This window comes from Aeromicrobium changchenzhani (assembly GCF_057586615.1).
The window spans coordinates 3,420,271-3,436,434 of sequence record NZ_CM172480.1 but is presented as its reverse complement, the minus strand read 5'-3'; the positions used below and the strand labels follow the sequence as shown (position 1 = coordinate 3,436,434).

The window sequence follows — 16,164 nt, the reverse complement described above, 5'->3', positions numbered from 1 at the left end:
ATGATTTCTTCAATTCTTGTCGCCAACCGAGGCGAGATCGCCCGACGCGTCTTCCGTACCTGCCGCGAGTTGGGCATTGACACGGTCGCGGTCTTCTCCGACGCAGACGCCGGTGCACCATTTGTTGCTGAGGCTGATCGTGCTGTGCGATTGCCGGGCAACGCGCCGACTGATACCTACCTACGTGGTGATTTGGTGATCGCGGCCGCACTCAAGACCGGCGCTGATGCGATTCATCCGGGCTACGGCTTCCTGTCCGAGAACGCCGACTTCGCGCGTGCGGTCTCTGCCGCTGGGTTGACCTGGATCGGGCCCACGCCCGCGACGATCGACGCGATGGGCTCAAAGATTCGGGCCAAGGAAATTATGGGCAACGGCGGCGTACCGATCCTCTCGGTTGATCTCGCCACGGTCACAGCAGAAGCCGGAAAGAATTGGAATGGCCCGCTGCTGGTCAAAGCCTCGGCCGGTGGTGGCGGACGCGGTATGCGCGTCGTCGAGCGCGCCGAGGATCTGCCGAATGAATTGGTCAAAGCCGAGGCCGAAGCAGCATCCGCCTTCGGCGATGGCACTGTTTTTGTCGAGCCTTACCTCCCGACCGCACGGCACATCGAAGTCCAGGTCATGGCCGACACCCACGGCACGTGTTGGGTCGTCGGTGACCGTGACTGCTCGATCCAGCGCCGACACCAAAAGGTTGTCGAGGAAGCACCGGCGCCGCGAGTGTCCAACACGGTTCGCACGATCCTCCACGATGCGGCTCGGGCAGCGGTCAAGGCAGTTGATTACGTCGGCGCCGGAACGGTCGAATTCCTGGTCGCGGACGCCGACCTTGACACCGGCAAGGTGTTCTTTCTGGAGATGAACACGCGTCTTCAGGTTGAACACCCCGTGTCGGAGGCAGTTTTCTCGGTCGACCTAGTTGCCGCCCAGATCAGCGTTGCCGAAGGTGAGCAGCTTGGGCGCGAGCCCGATGGCCCCAACGGTCACGCGATGGAAGTTCGCCTATACGCCGAGGATCCGTCCGATGACTGGCAGCCGCAGACCGGCACGGTTCGCACCTTCGACGTTCCGACTGGCGATGGCTTGCGGGTCGACACCGGCTTCGAGTCGGGTTCGGTCGTTGGCATCCATTACGACGCCATGCTCGCGAAAGTCGTCGCGCACGCCGCCGATCGCCGCCAGGCCATCCGAAAGTTGTCGAGCGCGCTGCGTCGGACCCGCCTGCATGGTGTGAAGACCAACCTTGACCTGTTGCTGGGCATCCTTGCCGACGAGGAGTTCGCCGCCGGGCGGGTCCATACGGCACTGCTAGATGAGCGGCTCGAGGACTGGGTCGCGACGGCGATCGACACCGAGACCTTACGTCGGTACGCGCTGGCGGCAGCTCTGGCCGAAGCTAAGAATGCGACCGCTGGCGCCAAGGTTCTTGGCCGGATTCCGACCGCTTTCCGCAACGTCCCATCGCAACCGCGTACTCGGACGTATGCGTTCGGCGCTGAGGAAATCACCGTTGCTTACTCCGCCGACCACGATCGGCTGGTGCAGCATGATCTTGAGGGCGTGGCGGTACTCGCCGCTGACCCGACCACCATTTCGCTCGACAATAACGGCGTCGTCGAGACCTACACGGTCGCCGTCGGCGACGGCTGGGTTGATGTTGATGGCCCGCGTGGCTCGATCGATCTTGTCCCGGTGCCGACGTTCGTCGACCCGGCCGAACAGGTCGCAGAGGGCTCGCTGTTGGCACCGATGCCGGCCGCGGTCGTCAGCGTCAACGTCGAAAACGGTCAACAGGTCTCGAAGGGCGATGTTGTCGTCGTCCTTGAAGCCATGAAGATGCAACACACGATCACCGCTCCCAGCGACGGTATTGTCGCCGAGCTTTCCATCACTGCGGGCAGCCAAGTTGAGTCCGGTGCGGTCCTAGCGGTCATAGAATCCAGCACCAGCCAAGGAGAAACCGAATGAATAATTTCCGTGAGTCCGATGAGCGCCTCGCGCTGCGCAAGGCGGTTGCCGATCTCGGCAAAAAGTATGGCCGGGACTACTTCGAAAAGGCTGCCAAGGAAGGTCGCAAGACCACTGAACTCTGGTCTGAAGCCGGCAAACTCGGCTACCTCGGCGTTGCCGTGCCCGAGGAATTCGGCGGCGGTGGCGGCGACATTGGCGACCTCGCCGCGGTTTGCGAAGAACTCGCCGCAGCCGGCAGCCCGCTGCTGCTGATGGTCGTATCGCCTGCGATTGTGGGCACAATCATCGCCCAATACGGCGCGCAGGAACAGAAAGAACGCTGGTTGCCGGGCCTAGCCGATGGCACCTCGACATTCGCGTTCTCGATCACCGAACCCGATGCCGGCTCCAACTCGCACAAGATCATCACAACGGCTTATCGTGACGGCGACGGCTGGCGGCTCAAGGGCACCAAGACCTACATCTCGGGTGTTGACGAGGCCAGCCATGTGCTGGTTGTCGCGCGTACGGAAGACGCGCGGACTGGCAATCTCAAGCCTGCATTGTTCTTGATCCCGACCGACTCCGAAGGCTTCACCTATCAGGAGATCGACATGGGCATCGTGTCGCCGGAGAAGCAGTTCACGCTGTTCTTCGACGACGTACGCCTGCCCGCCGACGCCTTGGTCGGCAGCGAGGATGCCGGTATCGAGCAGCTGTTCGCAGGGCTCAACCCCGAGCGCATCATGGGCGCTTCGTTCGCAACCGGCACGGCGCGCCTCGCGCTTGAAAAGGCCTGCGAATACGCCAAGGTCCGTCAAGTGTGGAAGGCGCCGATCGGCTCACACCAGGCCATCGCACACCCGCTGGCTCAGTCATATATCGAGATCGAAATGGCTCGGCTCATGACGCAGAAAGCGGCCGCGCTCTACGTCACCGGTGATTTCATGGCCGCGGGCGAAGCTGCCAACATGGCCAAGTACGCCGCCGGTGAAGCAGTGTGCACGGCAGTCGACCGGGCAATTCAGACCCATGGCGGCAACGGTTTGGCCAATGAATATGGACTCGTGCAGATGCTGGCCGGTTCGCGGCTTTCGCGCATTGCGCCGGTGAGTAAGGAAATGGTGCTCAACTTCATTGCCCAATTCAGCCTCGGCCTACCCAAGTCTTACTGACCGCTCGTGCTCGTTCCTCGCACTGCATCCATGGCTCGCTGGCGCTCGCCTTGGGCGGTCACTGGCCGCGGGCCAGTTATGGTCACTACTCATCCAAGGAGATCCTCAAATGACTGAACTCGTGCATCTTGAGACTGCGAACCAAGTCGCCGTCATCACGCTCGACAGCGAGCACAATCGCAATGCGCTGAGCCGTCAACTGCTCACCGAATTGTCGGCTCATCTGGCGACCGCGGATGCGGACGCTGCCGTGCGCGCGATCCACGTGCGTTCGGCTGGCACGGTGTTCTGCTCCGGCGCGGACCTGTCCGAAGCGTCTAGCGGCGGTATGGAGGAGGGCGCCAAAGCGCTCGTTGCGCTGCAGCGTCAGATTGCGGTGGGCGACAAGCCAGTTGTGGTTGAGCTCGCCGGTCCAGTACGTGCCGGAGGACTCGGCATTGTGGGGGCGGCTGACATCGTGATCGCCGATGAGGCGGTGACCTTTCAGCTCACTGAAGTGCGCCTTGGCCTTGCCGCGGCTGTCATTTCGTTGAGCTTGTTGCCACGCTTCACCGACCGAGCGGCTGCGGAGCTGTTCCTGACCGCGCGCAAATTCGACGCCATCGAGGCTGCCTCGATCGGCCTGATCACCCGGGCGGTACCCACTGCTGACCTTGGCACGGTGGTCACTGGCGTACTCGGCGATCTGGTCAAGGGCTACCCGCAAGGGCTTCGTGAAACCAAGAAGTTGCTCAACTACGATATCGTCGCGCGGATCGACGAACGCGGCGACCAGATCGCGGCACAATCGGCGACGCTGTTTGGTTCCGACGAAGCACGCGAAGCGATGCTGGCGTTCTTGAGTCGGAAGAAGTAGACGGTCGGCGCAAGGTATCCCGTGCGCCCCTGCAGAAACGCGGATTGCTGGAATACTTAGTGTTTGACTCGCCGCCAAGGAGGCAACTATGAGTGATGAGCGCCGGCACAGCATGGGCAGTGCCCTGGAGATTCGAACGAAGATCGCCCGGGTGGTCGGGCTTGTAGCCACGGTCTGCGCCGTTTTCCTCGTTCTCGGAGCGCTTCTGATCGCGTTGAAGGCCAACCCAGACAGCAGCATCCGCAATTTCGTCATCGGTGTCGCTGATGCGATCGACGGGCCCCTCACCCGCGCTAACGGACTCTTCACCTTCGATGGCAAGAACGCCGTAATCAAGGCGGCGTTGGTCAACTGGGGCATTGCAGCAGCCGCCTACCTAGTGATCGGAAAAATGTTGCAGCGCCTCATTCGGCCGTAGCGCCGACGCTGCCCCATTTGGGGGTTTGGCTCACCACAGGTTCCATCGCGGTCGCGTCACGACGGTCGTGGTTGGTGGGCAACGCCAGCAGGCGTGACGTAGGCCCATCAGCGGCCGAGACAGGACGAAAGCCGAAAACATTGTTCGGTAATGGGACTTTTTCTTGGATTCTTCTGCGCGCAGGTCGCGGAACCCACTATCTTCTTCTCATCTGTCGCTTCCCCGCACCGATCCGAAGGCTCCCTGATGAGTACTCGCCCCTCTCGTGCGCATGCGCGCTGGTTCACCGTCATCGCCACCACCACATTTATGATCGCCGGGCTGCTTGGCGCAACCGTGTCCTCGGCCTCCGCCGCGGACGACGGACACATCACCGGCGTAGTGACGAGCAACGGCACCACGGGCATCGGTGGTGTGACCGCCATGGTCTACCAAGAAGTCGACAATGGTGATGGGGACATGTATTGGGACTCAGTCGTCGGCGTCGATACGAATGAGGACGGCACCTACGATGTGGGTTATCTGACGGCCGGAACCTATCGGGTTGGCTTTTCTGACGACAGCGGTAACTATCTCGGTGAGTTCTACAACGATAAGGCCGCTGTCGAAGATGCGCAGGATGTCGTTGTTGGTGCCTCAGCTACCAAGTCGGGTATTAATGCGACGCTCGCGGCGGCGAGCCATATCACCGGCACGGTGACGAGCGACGGCACCGCGGGTATCGACGATGTGAACGTCACGGTGTACCAGTTGACCGACGATGGTGACGACTCGTATTGGGATTCCGTCAACAGTTCTTACACGGATGAGGATGGCAATTACGATGTGGGTGATCTGAAGGCAGGGACGTATCGGGTCGGCTTCAACGATTACAGCGTCAATTATGTCGAGGAGTTCTACAACGACAAACCGACCGTTGAGACGGCGAATGATGTTGTGGTTGGCGGCGGGGCGACCAAGCCCAACATCAATGCGACGCTCGCGGCGGCGAGTCATATCACTGGCAAGGTGACGAGTAACGGCACCGCGGGTATCAACGATGTGACCGTCACGCTTTACCGATTGGAAGACGATGGTGATGGTGGAACGTACTGGGACAGTTTCGACAATGCCAACACCGATGCTGACGGTAATTACGATGTGGACGGGCTGAGGGCCGGAACGTATCGGGTCGGTTTCGAAGACAATCGTGGTAACTACCTCGATGAGTACTACGACAACAAGGCGACTGTCGAAGATGCGACTGATGTTGTTGTGGGTGCTTCGGCGACCAAGTCCAACATCAATGCGACGCTCTCCAAAGCGAGCCACATCATCGGCAAAGTGACCAGTGATGGCACCGCAGGTATCGACGGTGCGCACGTTGACGTGTATCAGTTGACCGACGATGGTGATGGCGGGACGTACTGGGATTCGTTCGACTCAGTCCATGCGGATGCAGTTGGTGCCTATGACCTGGGCGGGCTAGCGGCTGGGACGTATCGGGTCGGTTTCGAGGACCACAACGGTAACTACCTTGATGAGTTTTATAACGACAAGGCGACCGTTGAGGTTGCGAATGATGTCGTGGTTGGTGTTTCCGCGACCAGGGCCAACATCAATGCGACGCTCGCGAAGGCGGGCCACATTACCGGCAAGGTGACGAAGGCTGGGGGTGCGGGTGTGCCGAACATCGACGTTATGGCTTATAAAGGAGAGACCGTCGGTGGCAAGACAACCTGGGATATTGAGTCCAGCTTTTACACGGACAGTTCGGGAAGCTATGACGTCGCCGGATTGCCTCCCGGCACCTACCGTGTCAAATTCGTCGACTACGGCGAAGATGACGCTGCGGTCTATGAGACGCAATACTGGAACAACAAGGCCACGTTCAGTGACGCGACGGACATTGTCCTCACGACTAGTGAAGTGACCACCGGTAAAAACGCACTCTTGGCGCTCGGCGCATCAATCTCGGGCAAGGTGACACAACCTGCAGGGACTGATCCGGAAGACTACGACGACACTTCACACGTGGTGGCAGCGATCGATACGACAACCGGTGAGGAAATCCGTCGGAGCTATGCCGACGATGAGGATGGAACCTATTCCATCGGCGGCCTGGCTGCCGGCTCCTACCGCGTCGAGTTTGCCCGTGCTAGTGGGATGTCGACGACGGCCGCGCAGTTCTACAACAGCGTGCCGGAGAGCAGTGGCGTTGGCGCTGCAACACCGGTGTCTCTGACCACGAGCCAGGCCAAACCGGGTGTCAACGCGACGATGGCCACGGGTGGCACGATCAAGGCCGCGATCGTCAACAGCGCCGGCGAGTCCATCACCGAGGATTGCGACGGGGGCCTGTCCGCCTACACGAGCGACGACAAACTCGTGACACGGACGGGTTATACCGTTGGTAGCAGTAACGACGTCACAATCGGTGGCCTGTCGACTGGAATCTACAAGATTGCAGTGGGCGGCAATTGTGGGCCGGTCCGTTACCTGACGAACAAGGCAACGGGTGCAACGTCGGCTAATGCGAATGAGGCTGTCGGTATCGCGACGACTCTTGGTGGTTCTGTAACTTTGCCGCACGACATCGTCTACGGCGAGGCCACCGTGACTGCGGTGACGAATTCAGTTGCGCCGACGGTTACGGGTACCGCCCAGGTCGGCAAGGTGTTGACCGTATCCGAGGGGACGTGGGCGCCGTCGGGTGTCGCGTTTGCCCGTCAGTGGTTGGCTAACGGGGCCGTCATTAGTGGCGCGAATGGTGCTACCTATTCGCCGGCTGTGGGTGATGTGGGTAAGAAGATAACGGTCGAAGTGACCGGCTCGAAGGCTGGCTATACGTCGTTGACCAAGACGACGACGCAGACAGCGGGCGTGGTCCAAGGTGACATTACGAATTCAGTTGCGCCGACGGTTACGGGGACCGCCCAGGTCGGCAAGGTGTTGACCGTATCCGAGGGGACGTGGGCGCCGTCGGGTGTCGCGTTTACTCGTCAGTGGTTGGCTAACGGGGCCGTCATTAGTGGCGCGAATGGTGCTACCTATTCGCCGGCTGTGGGTGATGTGGGTAAGAAGATAACGGTCGAAGTGACCGGCTCGAAGGCTGGCTATACGTCGTTGACCAAGACGACGACGCAGACAGCGGGCGTGGCACAGGGAGCCTTCACGAACTCGGCCGCCCCCGCGATCACTGGTACCTCTAACGCCGGCAAGACGTTGGCGGTCAAACTTGGAAGTTGGTCAACACCGGGCGTAAAGGTGTACTACCAGTGGCTGAGGGACGGAAAGTCCGTTGCTAAAGCAACGAGTTCAACGTACAAGCTTTCAAAGTCAGATATTAAGCACAAGATTTCGGTCAAGGTCACTGCCAGCAAAACTGGTTATGTCCAGTATGTGAAGTCGAGCGCGTCAACTAGTGCGGTGAAATATCTGCCGAAGGTGTCGACGTCAGCAAAGCCAGGTAAGAAGAAGGCTCAGTTCAAAATTTCGGTGAGTGTGTCGGGCGTCAAGTACGTATCTGGAACCGTCACGATCAAGCTTGGCAACAAGACACTGAAGCAGGCCAAACTTTCAAAGGGCAAGGCGACGTTGAAATTAACGAAGCTTAAGAAGGGAGCCCAAACGTTCACGATCACGTATGGAGGTAGTTCCTCTACGTCCGAGGTCGTGTCAACCAAGAAAGTGAAGATTAAGTAGGTCAGCAGTCTGACGCCCTGGAACCGGTGCGACATGACGGCGGCCCCGGGCGTGAATATCGCTCCGGGGCCGCCGTCATGTGCTCAGCCGCGCACGCGCTGTTCGATCGCGTTGAGCACCTGCTGAGCAGTCGTGTCCTTGGGGTCCAACTCGATCGCGGTATGCAGATCGGACCGGGCGCCGGTAATATCGCGCTGGCCGAATCGTGCGATGCCGCGTTGAACGAAGGCGGTCGCACCGGTCGGGAAGAGTTCGATTACCGGGTCGAGCGTTGCCTGCGCCGCGCGCGAATCGTTGGCTGCTAACTGGGCAACCGCGAGGGCGACATTGGCCTCATACGATTCGGGTGTGCGCTGCAGGCTTCGCCGGGCCCATATTTCGGCGAGCGGGCCGGCCTGCTCGTTGCCGAGGCTGGCAGCGCCGGCCAATGATTGCGCTGCGATCATCGCAACATCGCCGTCGCCCAATCGGAGCCGGTAGGCGTGGCCGAAGGAATTATCGGCGGCAGTTGTGTCCCCAGCGGACGATGTTTGAACACCATTCTCGAGCGAGACTTCGGCGAGCGATGAGAGAAGCATCAGAACGGTCGCGATACCGGCCAGCACCGAGCCGATGGGTCGTAACAAGCGGTGGTCGACCGTTGAGCCCGCGTTGTCGGCAATCAGACCACCGATCAGGAATGCCGCGAGACATGTTGTGCCAGCAATTGTGAAATGTGTCAGCAGCACGAGTCCGAAGCCGATCAGGGCACTGAATGCGCCAAGAGTGAACAGATCGGTGGGGTCCTGACGAATCGTCAACCAACCGCGATACACGACCCAGCCGGCAAGCGCGAGCGCGACGATCAAGAGCGGAATGCCACCCACGGTGAGTGCCTGCAGCGGCCAACTGTGCGGGGAGTCCGGGGGATTTGCGATGCCTACCTTTGAAACCCATTCCTGGTCGTGATAGCGCCCGATTGCATCGACATACCGACTAGGTCCGATCCCCAACGCCAGGTGATCCCAGTCCAATCGGACGGTTTCCTTCCAGAGCACGGATCGGCCAGTAAAGGTGGCCGTGTTGAACAGCCGTTCGCGTGCCTGCGGAATGGCCAGAACGAAGAGCGCCAAGGTCGCCAGGCCTCCGTAAAGGTACTTCGCCGAACGCCCGGTCATGACCAAAAGATGGATCAGCATGATGATGGCGGTTGCTGCCAACACAGCACGTGAGGCAGACAGCGCGACGGTCACCAGCGCTGCCATCAGCCCGGAGCTGAGCAACCAATGACGATCTTCAATGGCTGGACGCAGCAGAATCGCGACCGCGAACATGGCGACGAGGCCTTCGTCGGTCGCATTGCCGAGCAATGCGCCGGATCGGTAGGCATCCGACCGGCCGAGTGGTGATAAGCCAACGGCGTCGAGGACTGCGAACACAGCAAGGATGAGCGCCATCACCGCGATGGCGCGGCCAAGCGTGGTGTTGTTGTGGCCGCGGTTCTCTCCACCAAGGAGCCTGGCGCCCAACCAGCCCGAACCGACATAGAGGCCGAGCACCAGCACACCTTCATAGCGTGGCCAACGTCCCATCAATGCCGCGACCGGACTCTCAGAGCTGACGGCAGCGGCGAGAATGAGGAGGGTGCCGAGGGACAGCCCGATCGTGACGGTGCGAGGGAGCCGTCCAGAGCGGTTGGCGAACATACCGATTCCGATAGCGAGGGCGACCAGCAACAGCTTAGGAAAGACGAAGCGGATAAACCCGCCAGGTATGAAGGCGATAGGGGCGCAGGCCATCAGCCAAATCGCCACGGTCCCGGAACGGGGGACGGCAAGCGGATTGAGGGACACGGCTGAAGTTTTGCAGAATTCAGAACGAATTGGCACCAAACTCCCCGTTTTGCATAGCGCAGTCTCCCGTGTGACAGCGAGGAACCAGAGGTTGGCGTGCTCCTGAGATTCGAACGCCGATCACCCAGACAGTCCGGGTGATGGCCGCGTAGCGCCGACGCAAAAATCCCGCAACACTCAGCGTGTTGCAGAAGTGAATTATAGATACGTATGTTATTGGTGGGGTTTTGCCGCTAGAGTGTGCCGGTGCATCGTTTCCGGTTCTGGCTCACCACAATGGTCGCCTCAGTCGCCTTGGTTGGTCTTGGTCTCACCGTCGCGCCAGTCAGCGCCACGATCCAAGTTGTATGCAAAGGCGTCTCGAAGGCAGAAGTGGCGAAGTGCAATCCCGCCTATGCCAAGGACATGTCGAAGATGCACTGGCGCATGTATGGCGGACACAACTGTGTCAACTATGTGGCTTGGCAGTTGGGACAGAACGGCGTGCCCACACCCAAACGGTTGATGGGCAATGCACGTGACTGGTCCGCCAATGCCAAAAAAGAGGGCTACACGGTCAACAAGACGCCAGCAGTCGGATCGGTCGGTGCCTGGGGCAAGGACAAGAACGGCAAGACCAAGAACCACGTCACGTATGTCGTCGAGGTCGGTTCCAACTACATCATCACCCAGGAAGATAACTACCCCGGTTATTACCCCAAGGGAATCTACCAAAAGCTCAAGATTTACAAGGGCGACCGCAGCTATCCAACCGAGTTCATCCATTTCAAGGACCTGATCTCTAGCGCGACGCCGGTCGTCAGCGGAACTGCGGCAGTCGGTTCACGGGTTACCGCATCAGCTGGATCGTGGCGGCCAACGGGCGTCGCGTTCACCTATAAGTGGCTCCGCAATGACACGGTGATCCGCGGTGCGAACGCGAAAACCTACACACCCGATGCGAGCGACCTAGGCAAAAAACTTGCGGTGCAAGTCAGCGGCAAGCGCACTGGTTACGCAACGGCAGCCGAGACATCGGCACCGACTGACGCGGTCCGCGCCGGTACTTTGGCCAACACCGCAGGTCCAACGATCGCCGGGACCCCGAAGGTTGGCGCGAAGCTCAGTGTCCTGCCTGGTGGCTGGGCGCCGGCGGCTGCTGGATACTCCTATCGTTGGCTGCGCAATGGCGTTGCGATTGCCGGAGCCACCGAATCGACCTACACGCCGATCGCCACAGACGCGGCCACAAAGATCTCCGCGACGGTCAGGGCGTCATTGGCTGGCTATTCGAGCAAGTCTGTGACGACGGGGAAGACGGCGGCAGTCGCTGCGGCGTATGCCTTCGCAGTGCCGGATCAATTGCGATCGACCGAACAAGCTGACACTGCTCTGACACTCGCCTGGAATGCGGTTCCGAAGGCTGCCAAATATCAGCTCCAGATATCAGCCACAAGCGACATGGCCGAGTCAAAATATCACTCGTTCACCGGCACGACCGGTACCGTTACCGGGCTTACAGCCAGTACAAAGTATTACTTCCGGATCTTTGTCGTGGATGCGGCGGTCAAGAATCGGTTGAGTGAAATATCGGCCAATGCAGAAGCCGTGACAAGGCCAGCCGGCGAGAGCCTGCCGACGCCAACCGCGCTCAGCGCCACCGCAAAGGGGACCGACGCGTTGAGCCTTAGTTGGGCCGCCGTGCCGCGTGCGCAGAAGTATCAGGTCCAACTGTCGACCTCAACGAATATGACGTCGGCGAAGACATCCACGTTCGATGGAACGTCCGGGACGATCAAGGACCTGAAGTCCGCAACAAAATATTACCTCCGGATTTGGGTCACAGATGCGACCGGCAAGAAGCGGATGAGCGGCATCTCCGCCACCGCGAGCGCAACGACAGCGACGAAGAAAGCCGATGCCGCGACATATTCGGCGCCACAAAAGCTGAAATCGACCAGCCAGACGAAGAGCGCGTTGAACTTGGACTGGAAGTCGGTTTCGGGTGCCCCGATGTATCGCGTGCAGTTGTCGACGTCATCGAGTATGAAGGCGCCGAAGTACTACACGTTCACCAAGTCGTCGGGGACGATCAAGGGATTGAAGGCCAGCACGAAGTATTACTTCACGGTCTATGTCGTAGATGCACGGGTCAAGACACGTCTGAGCCCGGTCTCGCCGGTTTCCACCGCTAAAACGCGGGCGAAGTCGGGTTCTTTCACTGCGCCAGCCGGTCTGCGTGCGGCACACGTGACCAAATCGTCGATCGGCCTGGACTGGAAGTCGGTTTCGGGTGCGCCGAAATACCGCGTGCGGCTGTCGAGGTCGTCGAATATGAGTTCGCCGAAGTACTACACGTTCACTAAGTCGTCGGGGACGATCAAGGGGTTGAAGGCCAGCACGAAGTATTACTTCACGGTCTATGTCGTAGATGCACGGGTTACGAAGCTCTTGAGCAAGATCTCGAAAACCCGATCCGCTACAACATCGAAAAAATGATTGATGCGTCCGACGCTTGCGAATTCCGGGCAGGCGTAGGGAATAAGTCACCCACGGCATAGACTTATGAGTTCGGTAACGGGCCAAAGGAGTCGGGTGTCTTCCAGCAACGCTGAGTACGTCGCACAGCAGGAAATTGCCGCCGAGCAGGCCTATGTCGATGCGGTTTACGAACAACTCGACGAATCAACCAAAGTCGCCCAATCGTTGGTCACTGAGGGTTTCGCGCGCGGACATGTCGGCAACGAGGGTGGGCTCGTCGAGCGCGATGCGATGGTCTATCAAGCTACCAAACGGATCTCGGCGCTCAATGCGGCCCACGACGGCCTCGTCTTCGGCCGGCTCAACCTGCTTGACGGGGAGTCGCGTTATATCGGCCGCATCGGCGTGCGCGATGGCAATCGCGATGTCCTCGTCGTTGATTGGCGTGCACCGGTCGCATCGGTCTTCTATCAAGCCACGGCGCAGGATCCAGTCGGTGTCATACGGCGCCGGGTTCTGCGCTGCGCTGGCAACAAGGTCATCGGAGTTGAAGACGACCTGCTCGACGCCGCGAACGCGCCGGAAGATCTGGTTGTCGTCGGCGAAGGAGCGCTATTGGCGAGTCTCAGCCGAGCCCGCGACAGCACGATGCACTCGGTTGTCGCGACGATTCAGAAGGAGCAGGACGAGGCGATCCGCGCGCCCAGCCGTGGCGCCACGACTATCGGCGGCGGGCCGGGCACCGGCAAAACTGTTGTCGCGCTGCACCGTGCTGCCTACCTTCTCTATACCGAACGGCGTCGCTTCGAATCTGGCGGAGTGCTCGTCGTAGGCCCGTCCAACGTTTTCATGAACTACATCGAGCGAGTGCTCCCCAGCCTTGGCGAGACCAGTGTGACGCTGCGGTCGCTCGGCGAAGTGGTTGATGGCCTCAGGGCCGATCATCACAACGAGCCGGTTGCCGCGGCGGCCAAAGGCTCGGCTCGGATGGTCGACGTACTCGGGCAGGCAGTCGTCGCCGCCCAGTCGGGCGAGCCGACTGAGTTCCGCTTTTTCTACAAGGACGACGTGCTCCGCCTCGATGAGCGTGGCTTGACGCGCATACGCCGCAATCTGCTCGGCAGTGGCATGAAGCGCAATCGTGCGTATGCCAAAGCCCCTGAGCATCTGATCGACGCCCTGTGGAGCCAGGTCAATGGTGAACGTGCGCTCGAGAAGGGCAAAGAAGGCTTCATCGACGAGATTGTCGGCAACGACAGCTTCGTTGAATTCGTCGAGGCGTGGTGGCCACCGCTCGATGCTGTCGATGTCTGGGCAACGCTGGGCGACCGGATACAACAGTATGCTCGCGGTGCTTACTCGGCCGATGAACTCCGTGCCCTCCGAGCGTCTTGGCGTTCGGACATCATCGCGATTGAAGATGTGCCGCTGATCGACGAATTGCGTTATCTGCTCGGTGAGACGCCACTTGAGCGCGATGACGAGTTCGATACCCCCAAGCAACTCATGAGTTTCGAGCGGGCCGAACGTGAGGATCGGGAGCTTCGTGCCGGCGCTACACAGAGCATCGAGGACGACGGTTTCGCGCATGTGCTGGTCGACGAGGCCCAAGACCTGTCGCCGATGCAATGGCGCATGATCGGCCGCCGCGGACGATTCGCGAGCTGGACGATTGTCGGCGACGAGGCACAGTCGTCCTGGCCACACCCGCAGGAATCTGCTGCCGCTCGTGCCGAGGCACTCGACGGCAAACCGATCCATGCCTTCCGGCTCTCGACCAACTATCGCAACTCCGCCGAGATCTACGATTTCGCTGCCGGCGTCGCACGGATCGCGGTGCCGTATCCGGACCTGCCCGATGCGGTACGCCGCACCGGCGACGAACCGCAACACATCATCGTCAGTTCGGACGTGGTTGCTAGTGCCCTGAGCACGACGATTGGCGAGATTGCCGAACGCGTCGAAGGGACGATTGCGGTCGTGGCATCGGTTGTCGATCGCGAACGCCTTGCCGGCCCGCTCGGGCCAACGCTTGATTTGTATGCGGGGCGGATCAAACTACTCAACGGCCTCGATACCAAGGGACTTGAGTTCGACGCTGTCATCGTGGTCGAGCCGGACGCAATCACCGATGAGTCTGAGTCCGGCTGGCGGACCCTCTATGTCGTGCTCACTCGCGCCACCCAGCTGCTCGCCACGGTGGGCTCGACTGATCGATGGTTGCAGCGGCTCTGATGCGTTTTTTCGTCAAGAGCCTCATTCTCCTGCTCGTCGGCCTCGCCGTCGGGTTGCCCGTTGCTGCCTCCACATTTCGGCACAGCGAGCGCTCTGTGGTGATCGGCGCGCACAATGCGACGGTCGTTCCGCGGTTCGATGGCTATGCAACTCTTGATTTTGGTGCGGTTTTGCCGCGCGCCAGAATTCCAGTCAACCAGCCATTCAATATCGGCGCGCGGATCTACTTCGGCGACAGCGAGGTCACCAATCTTGACCAACTCGTGACTCAGGACGCCGTCATTGCGAGCCAGCCGCGCGGCGAGATTCAGCGGGTGGTTTCGACCGTCGTCGAGATGGGCAAGGAAGCTCTCCTGCGTGGTCTTGGCACCGGTGTTCTCACGGTGCTGATGGTGGGGTTCGGCTGGCGGGCGGTTGGTTCTGAGCGGCGGGCCATGATTTGGGCGCGCACACGCAAACCAGGCCGTCGTGAGATCGTCGCCGGGGTTGCGCTTGGCGCGACCACGGTCGTGGCGTTGGGACTGGTGACAGTGCCCGAACGCCCCAGAAGTACCGACGACGCCGTCGCCGCAAACTGGGTAAAATTGTCGGTGGCTTTGCCCAATGTTCCTACCGACAAGATCCTTGATCAGGTTGAGATCAAGCAGGGTGCGGCAAGTGCTGGCGGGACGGCGCTCATTGAGGGTGCGATAACGACCTACAAGAAGTCGGTCGAGTTCTACGGCAAGCTGGCTGACGACGCGAGCAAAACGGTCGTACGTAAGCCCGAGGACGGCGAGACGACAGCGCTGGTCGTCACTGACCGGCACGACAACATCGGCATGGACGCCGCGGTGCGCGCGATCGCCCATCAGGCTGGGGCACGGATGCTCTTCGATCTCGGCGATGACACGTCGGTCGGTGGCGACTGGGAGGCCTTCAGCATCAACTCGCTCGCGAAGGCGTTTAAGGGTTTCACCGTCGTCTCGGTCGCAGGAAACCATGACACCGGACCGTTCGTGCGTGGGCAGATGCGCAAGGAAGGCTTCAACCTGCTCGCTGGCAAGCCCAAAACCATCAACGGCATTCGTTTCCTTGGCTCCAGTGATCCGCGCAGCTCGGGGCTTACTGGCGGCTACGGCGGCAATGAGTCGGACTTGAGCGATGCGATCCACGGCCAAGATGAAGCTTTGACCAAGGCCGCATGTGACGATGGGGGGGTCCAGGTCATCATTGTGCACAGCCCGTCGGGCGCCAAAAATGCTGCAAAGTCAGGTTGCGTGGATCTAGTTCTCAGCGGTCATCTGCATCGGCAGGTCGGACCGACCACGTTGACGAGTCCGACGGGACGTGCAACAACGACGTTGAGCACCGGGACCACCGGCGGCGCGGTCTACGCCTTCGCACTTGGCAGCAAACTTCGGCGTCCGGCTCAGGTCACGATCGTGACGTTCAAGGGGAGCGCGCCGGTTGGCCTGCAGGTGATCGATTTCGGCACTGGCGGTGGCGTCACCGCGCAGCCCTATTTTGAAATCAAGGCGCAAACCCCGATCCCGAAATTGGCAGAGTAGC

The 16,164-nt window shown here is 60.4% G+C and carries 9 protein-coding genes; 8 read left to right on the top strand and 1 reads right to left on the bottom strand.

Annotation, left to right across the window (positions count from 1 at the left end):
* From AC2YB9_RS17260 to AC2YB9_RS17240, 5 genes are all read left to right on the top strand, one after another.
* The gene (locus tag AC2YB9_RS17260; protein WP_487266598.1) at positions 1–1,971 is read left to right on the top strand and encodes an acetyl/propionyl/methylcrotonyl-CoA carboxylase subunit alpha; all 1,971 of its coding nucleotides are present in this window, start codon (positions 1–3) and stop codon (positions 1,969–1,971) included.
* Positions 1,968–3,128, top strand: a complete 1,161-nt coding sequence (locus AC2YB9_RS17255; protein ID WP_487266597.1) for an acyl-CoA dehydrogenase family protein — start codon at positions 1,968–1,970, stop codon at positions 3,126–3,128. Before AC2YB9_RS17260 ends, AC2YB9_RS17255 begins: the two co-directional genes overlap by 4 nt.
* A 109-nt stretch (positions 3,129–3,237) precedes the next feature.
* The gene (locus AC2YB9_RS17250; protein ID WP_487266596.1) at positions 3,238–3,984 is read left to right on the top strand and encodes an enoyl-CoA hydratase-related protein; all 747 of its coding nucleotides are present in this window, start codon (positions 3,238–3,240) and stop codon (positions 3,982–3,984) included.
* 88 nt (positions 3,985–4,072) lie between these two features.
* Positions 4,073–4,402, top strand: a complete 330-nt coding sequence (locus AC2YB9_RS17245; RefSeq protein WP_487266595.1) for a hypothetical protein — start codon at positions 4,073–4,075, stop codon at positions 4,400–4,402.
* Between the two features lie 246 nt (positions 4,403–4,648).
* The gene (locus tag AC2YB9_RS17240) at positions 4,649–8,086 is read left to right on the top strand and encodes a carboxypeptidase regulatory-like domain-containing protein (RefSeq protein ID WP_487266594.1); all 3,438 of its coding nucleotides are present in this window, start codon (positions 4,649–4,651) and stop codon (positions 8,084–8,086) included.
* An 83-nt stretch (positions 8,087–8,169) separates the two neighbouring features.
* On the opposite strand, the gene AC2YB9_RS17235 is transcribed toward AC2YB9_RS17240, so the two are convergent.
* Positions 8,170–9,918: an O-antigen ligase family protein gene (locus AC2YB9_RS17235; RefSeq protein WP_487266593.1), complete on the bottom strand. Its 1,749-nt coding sequence runs from the start codon at positions 9,916–9,918 to the stop codon at positions 8,170–8,172.
* Between the two features lie 246 nt (positions 9,919–10,164).
* Between AC2YB9_RS17235 and AC2YB9_RS17230 the strand changes: the two genes are divergently transcribed.
* The 3 genes from AC2YB9_RS17230 to AC2YB9_RS17220 all read left to right on the top strand — a co-directional run bounded on the left by AC2YB9_RS17230 (position 10,165) and on the right by AC2YB9_RS17220 (position 16,163).
* On the top strand, positions 10,165–12,396 hold the full coding sequence (locus tag AC2YB9_RS17230; RefSeq protein WP_487266592.1) for a fibronectin type III domain-containing protein: 2,232 nt from the start codon (positions 10,165–10,167) through the stop codon (positions 12,394–12,396).
* A 96-nt stretch (positions 12,397–12,492) separates the two neighbouring features.
* The gene (locus AC2YB9_RS17225) at positions 12,493–14,613 is read left to right on the top strand and encodes a HelD family protein (protein ID WP_487266591.1); all 2,121 of its coding nucleotides are present in this window, start codon (positions 12,493–12,495) and stop codon (positions 14,611–14,613) included.
* Positions 14,613–16,163 (top strand): metallophosphoesterase family protein, encoded by a 1,551-nt coding sequence (locus tag AC2YB9_RS17220; RefSeq protein WP_487266590.1) that lies wholly within the window; start codon positions 14,613–14,615, stop codon positions 16,161–16,163. Before AC2YB9_RS17225 ends, AC2YB9_RS17220 begins: the two co-directional genes overlap by 1 nt.
* The last annotated feature ends 1 nt before the right edge of the window (position 16,164 follow it).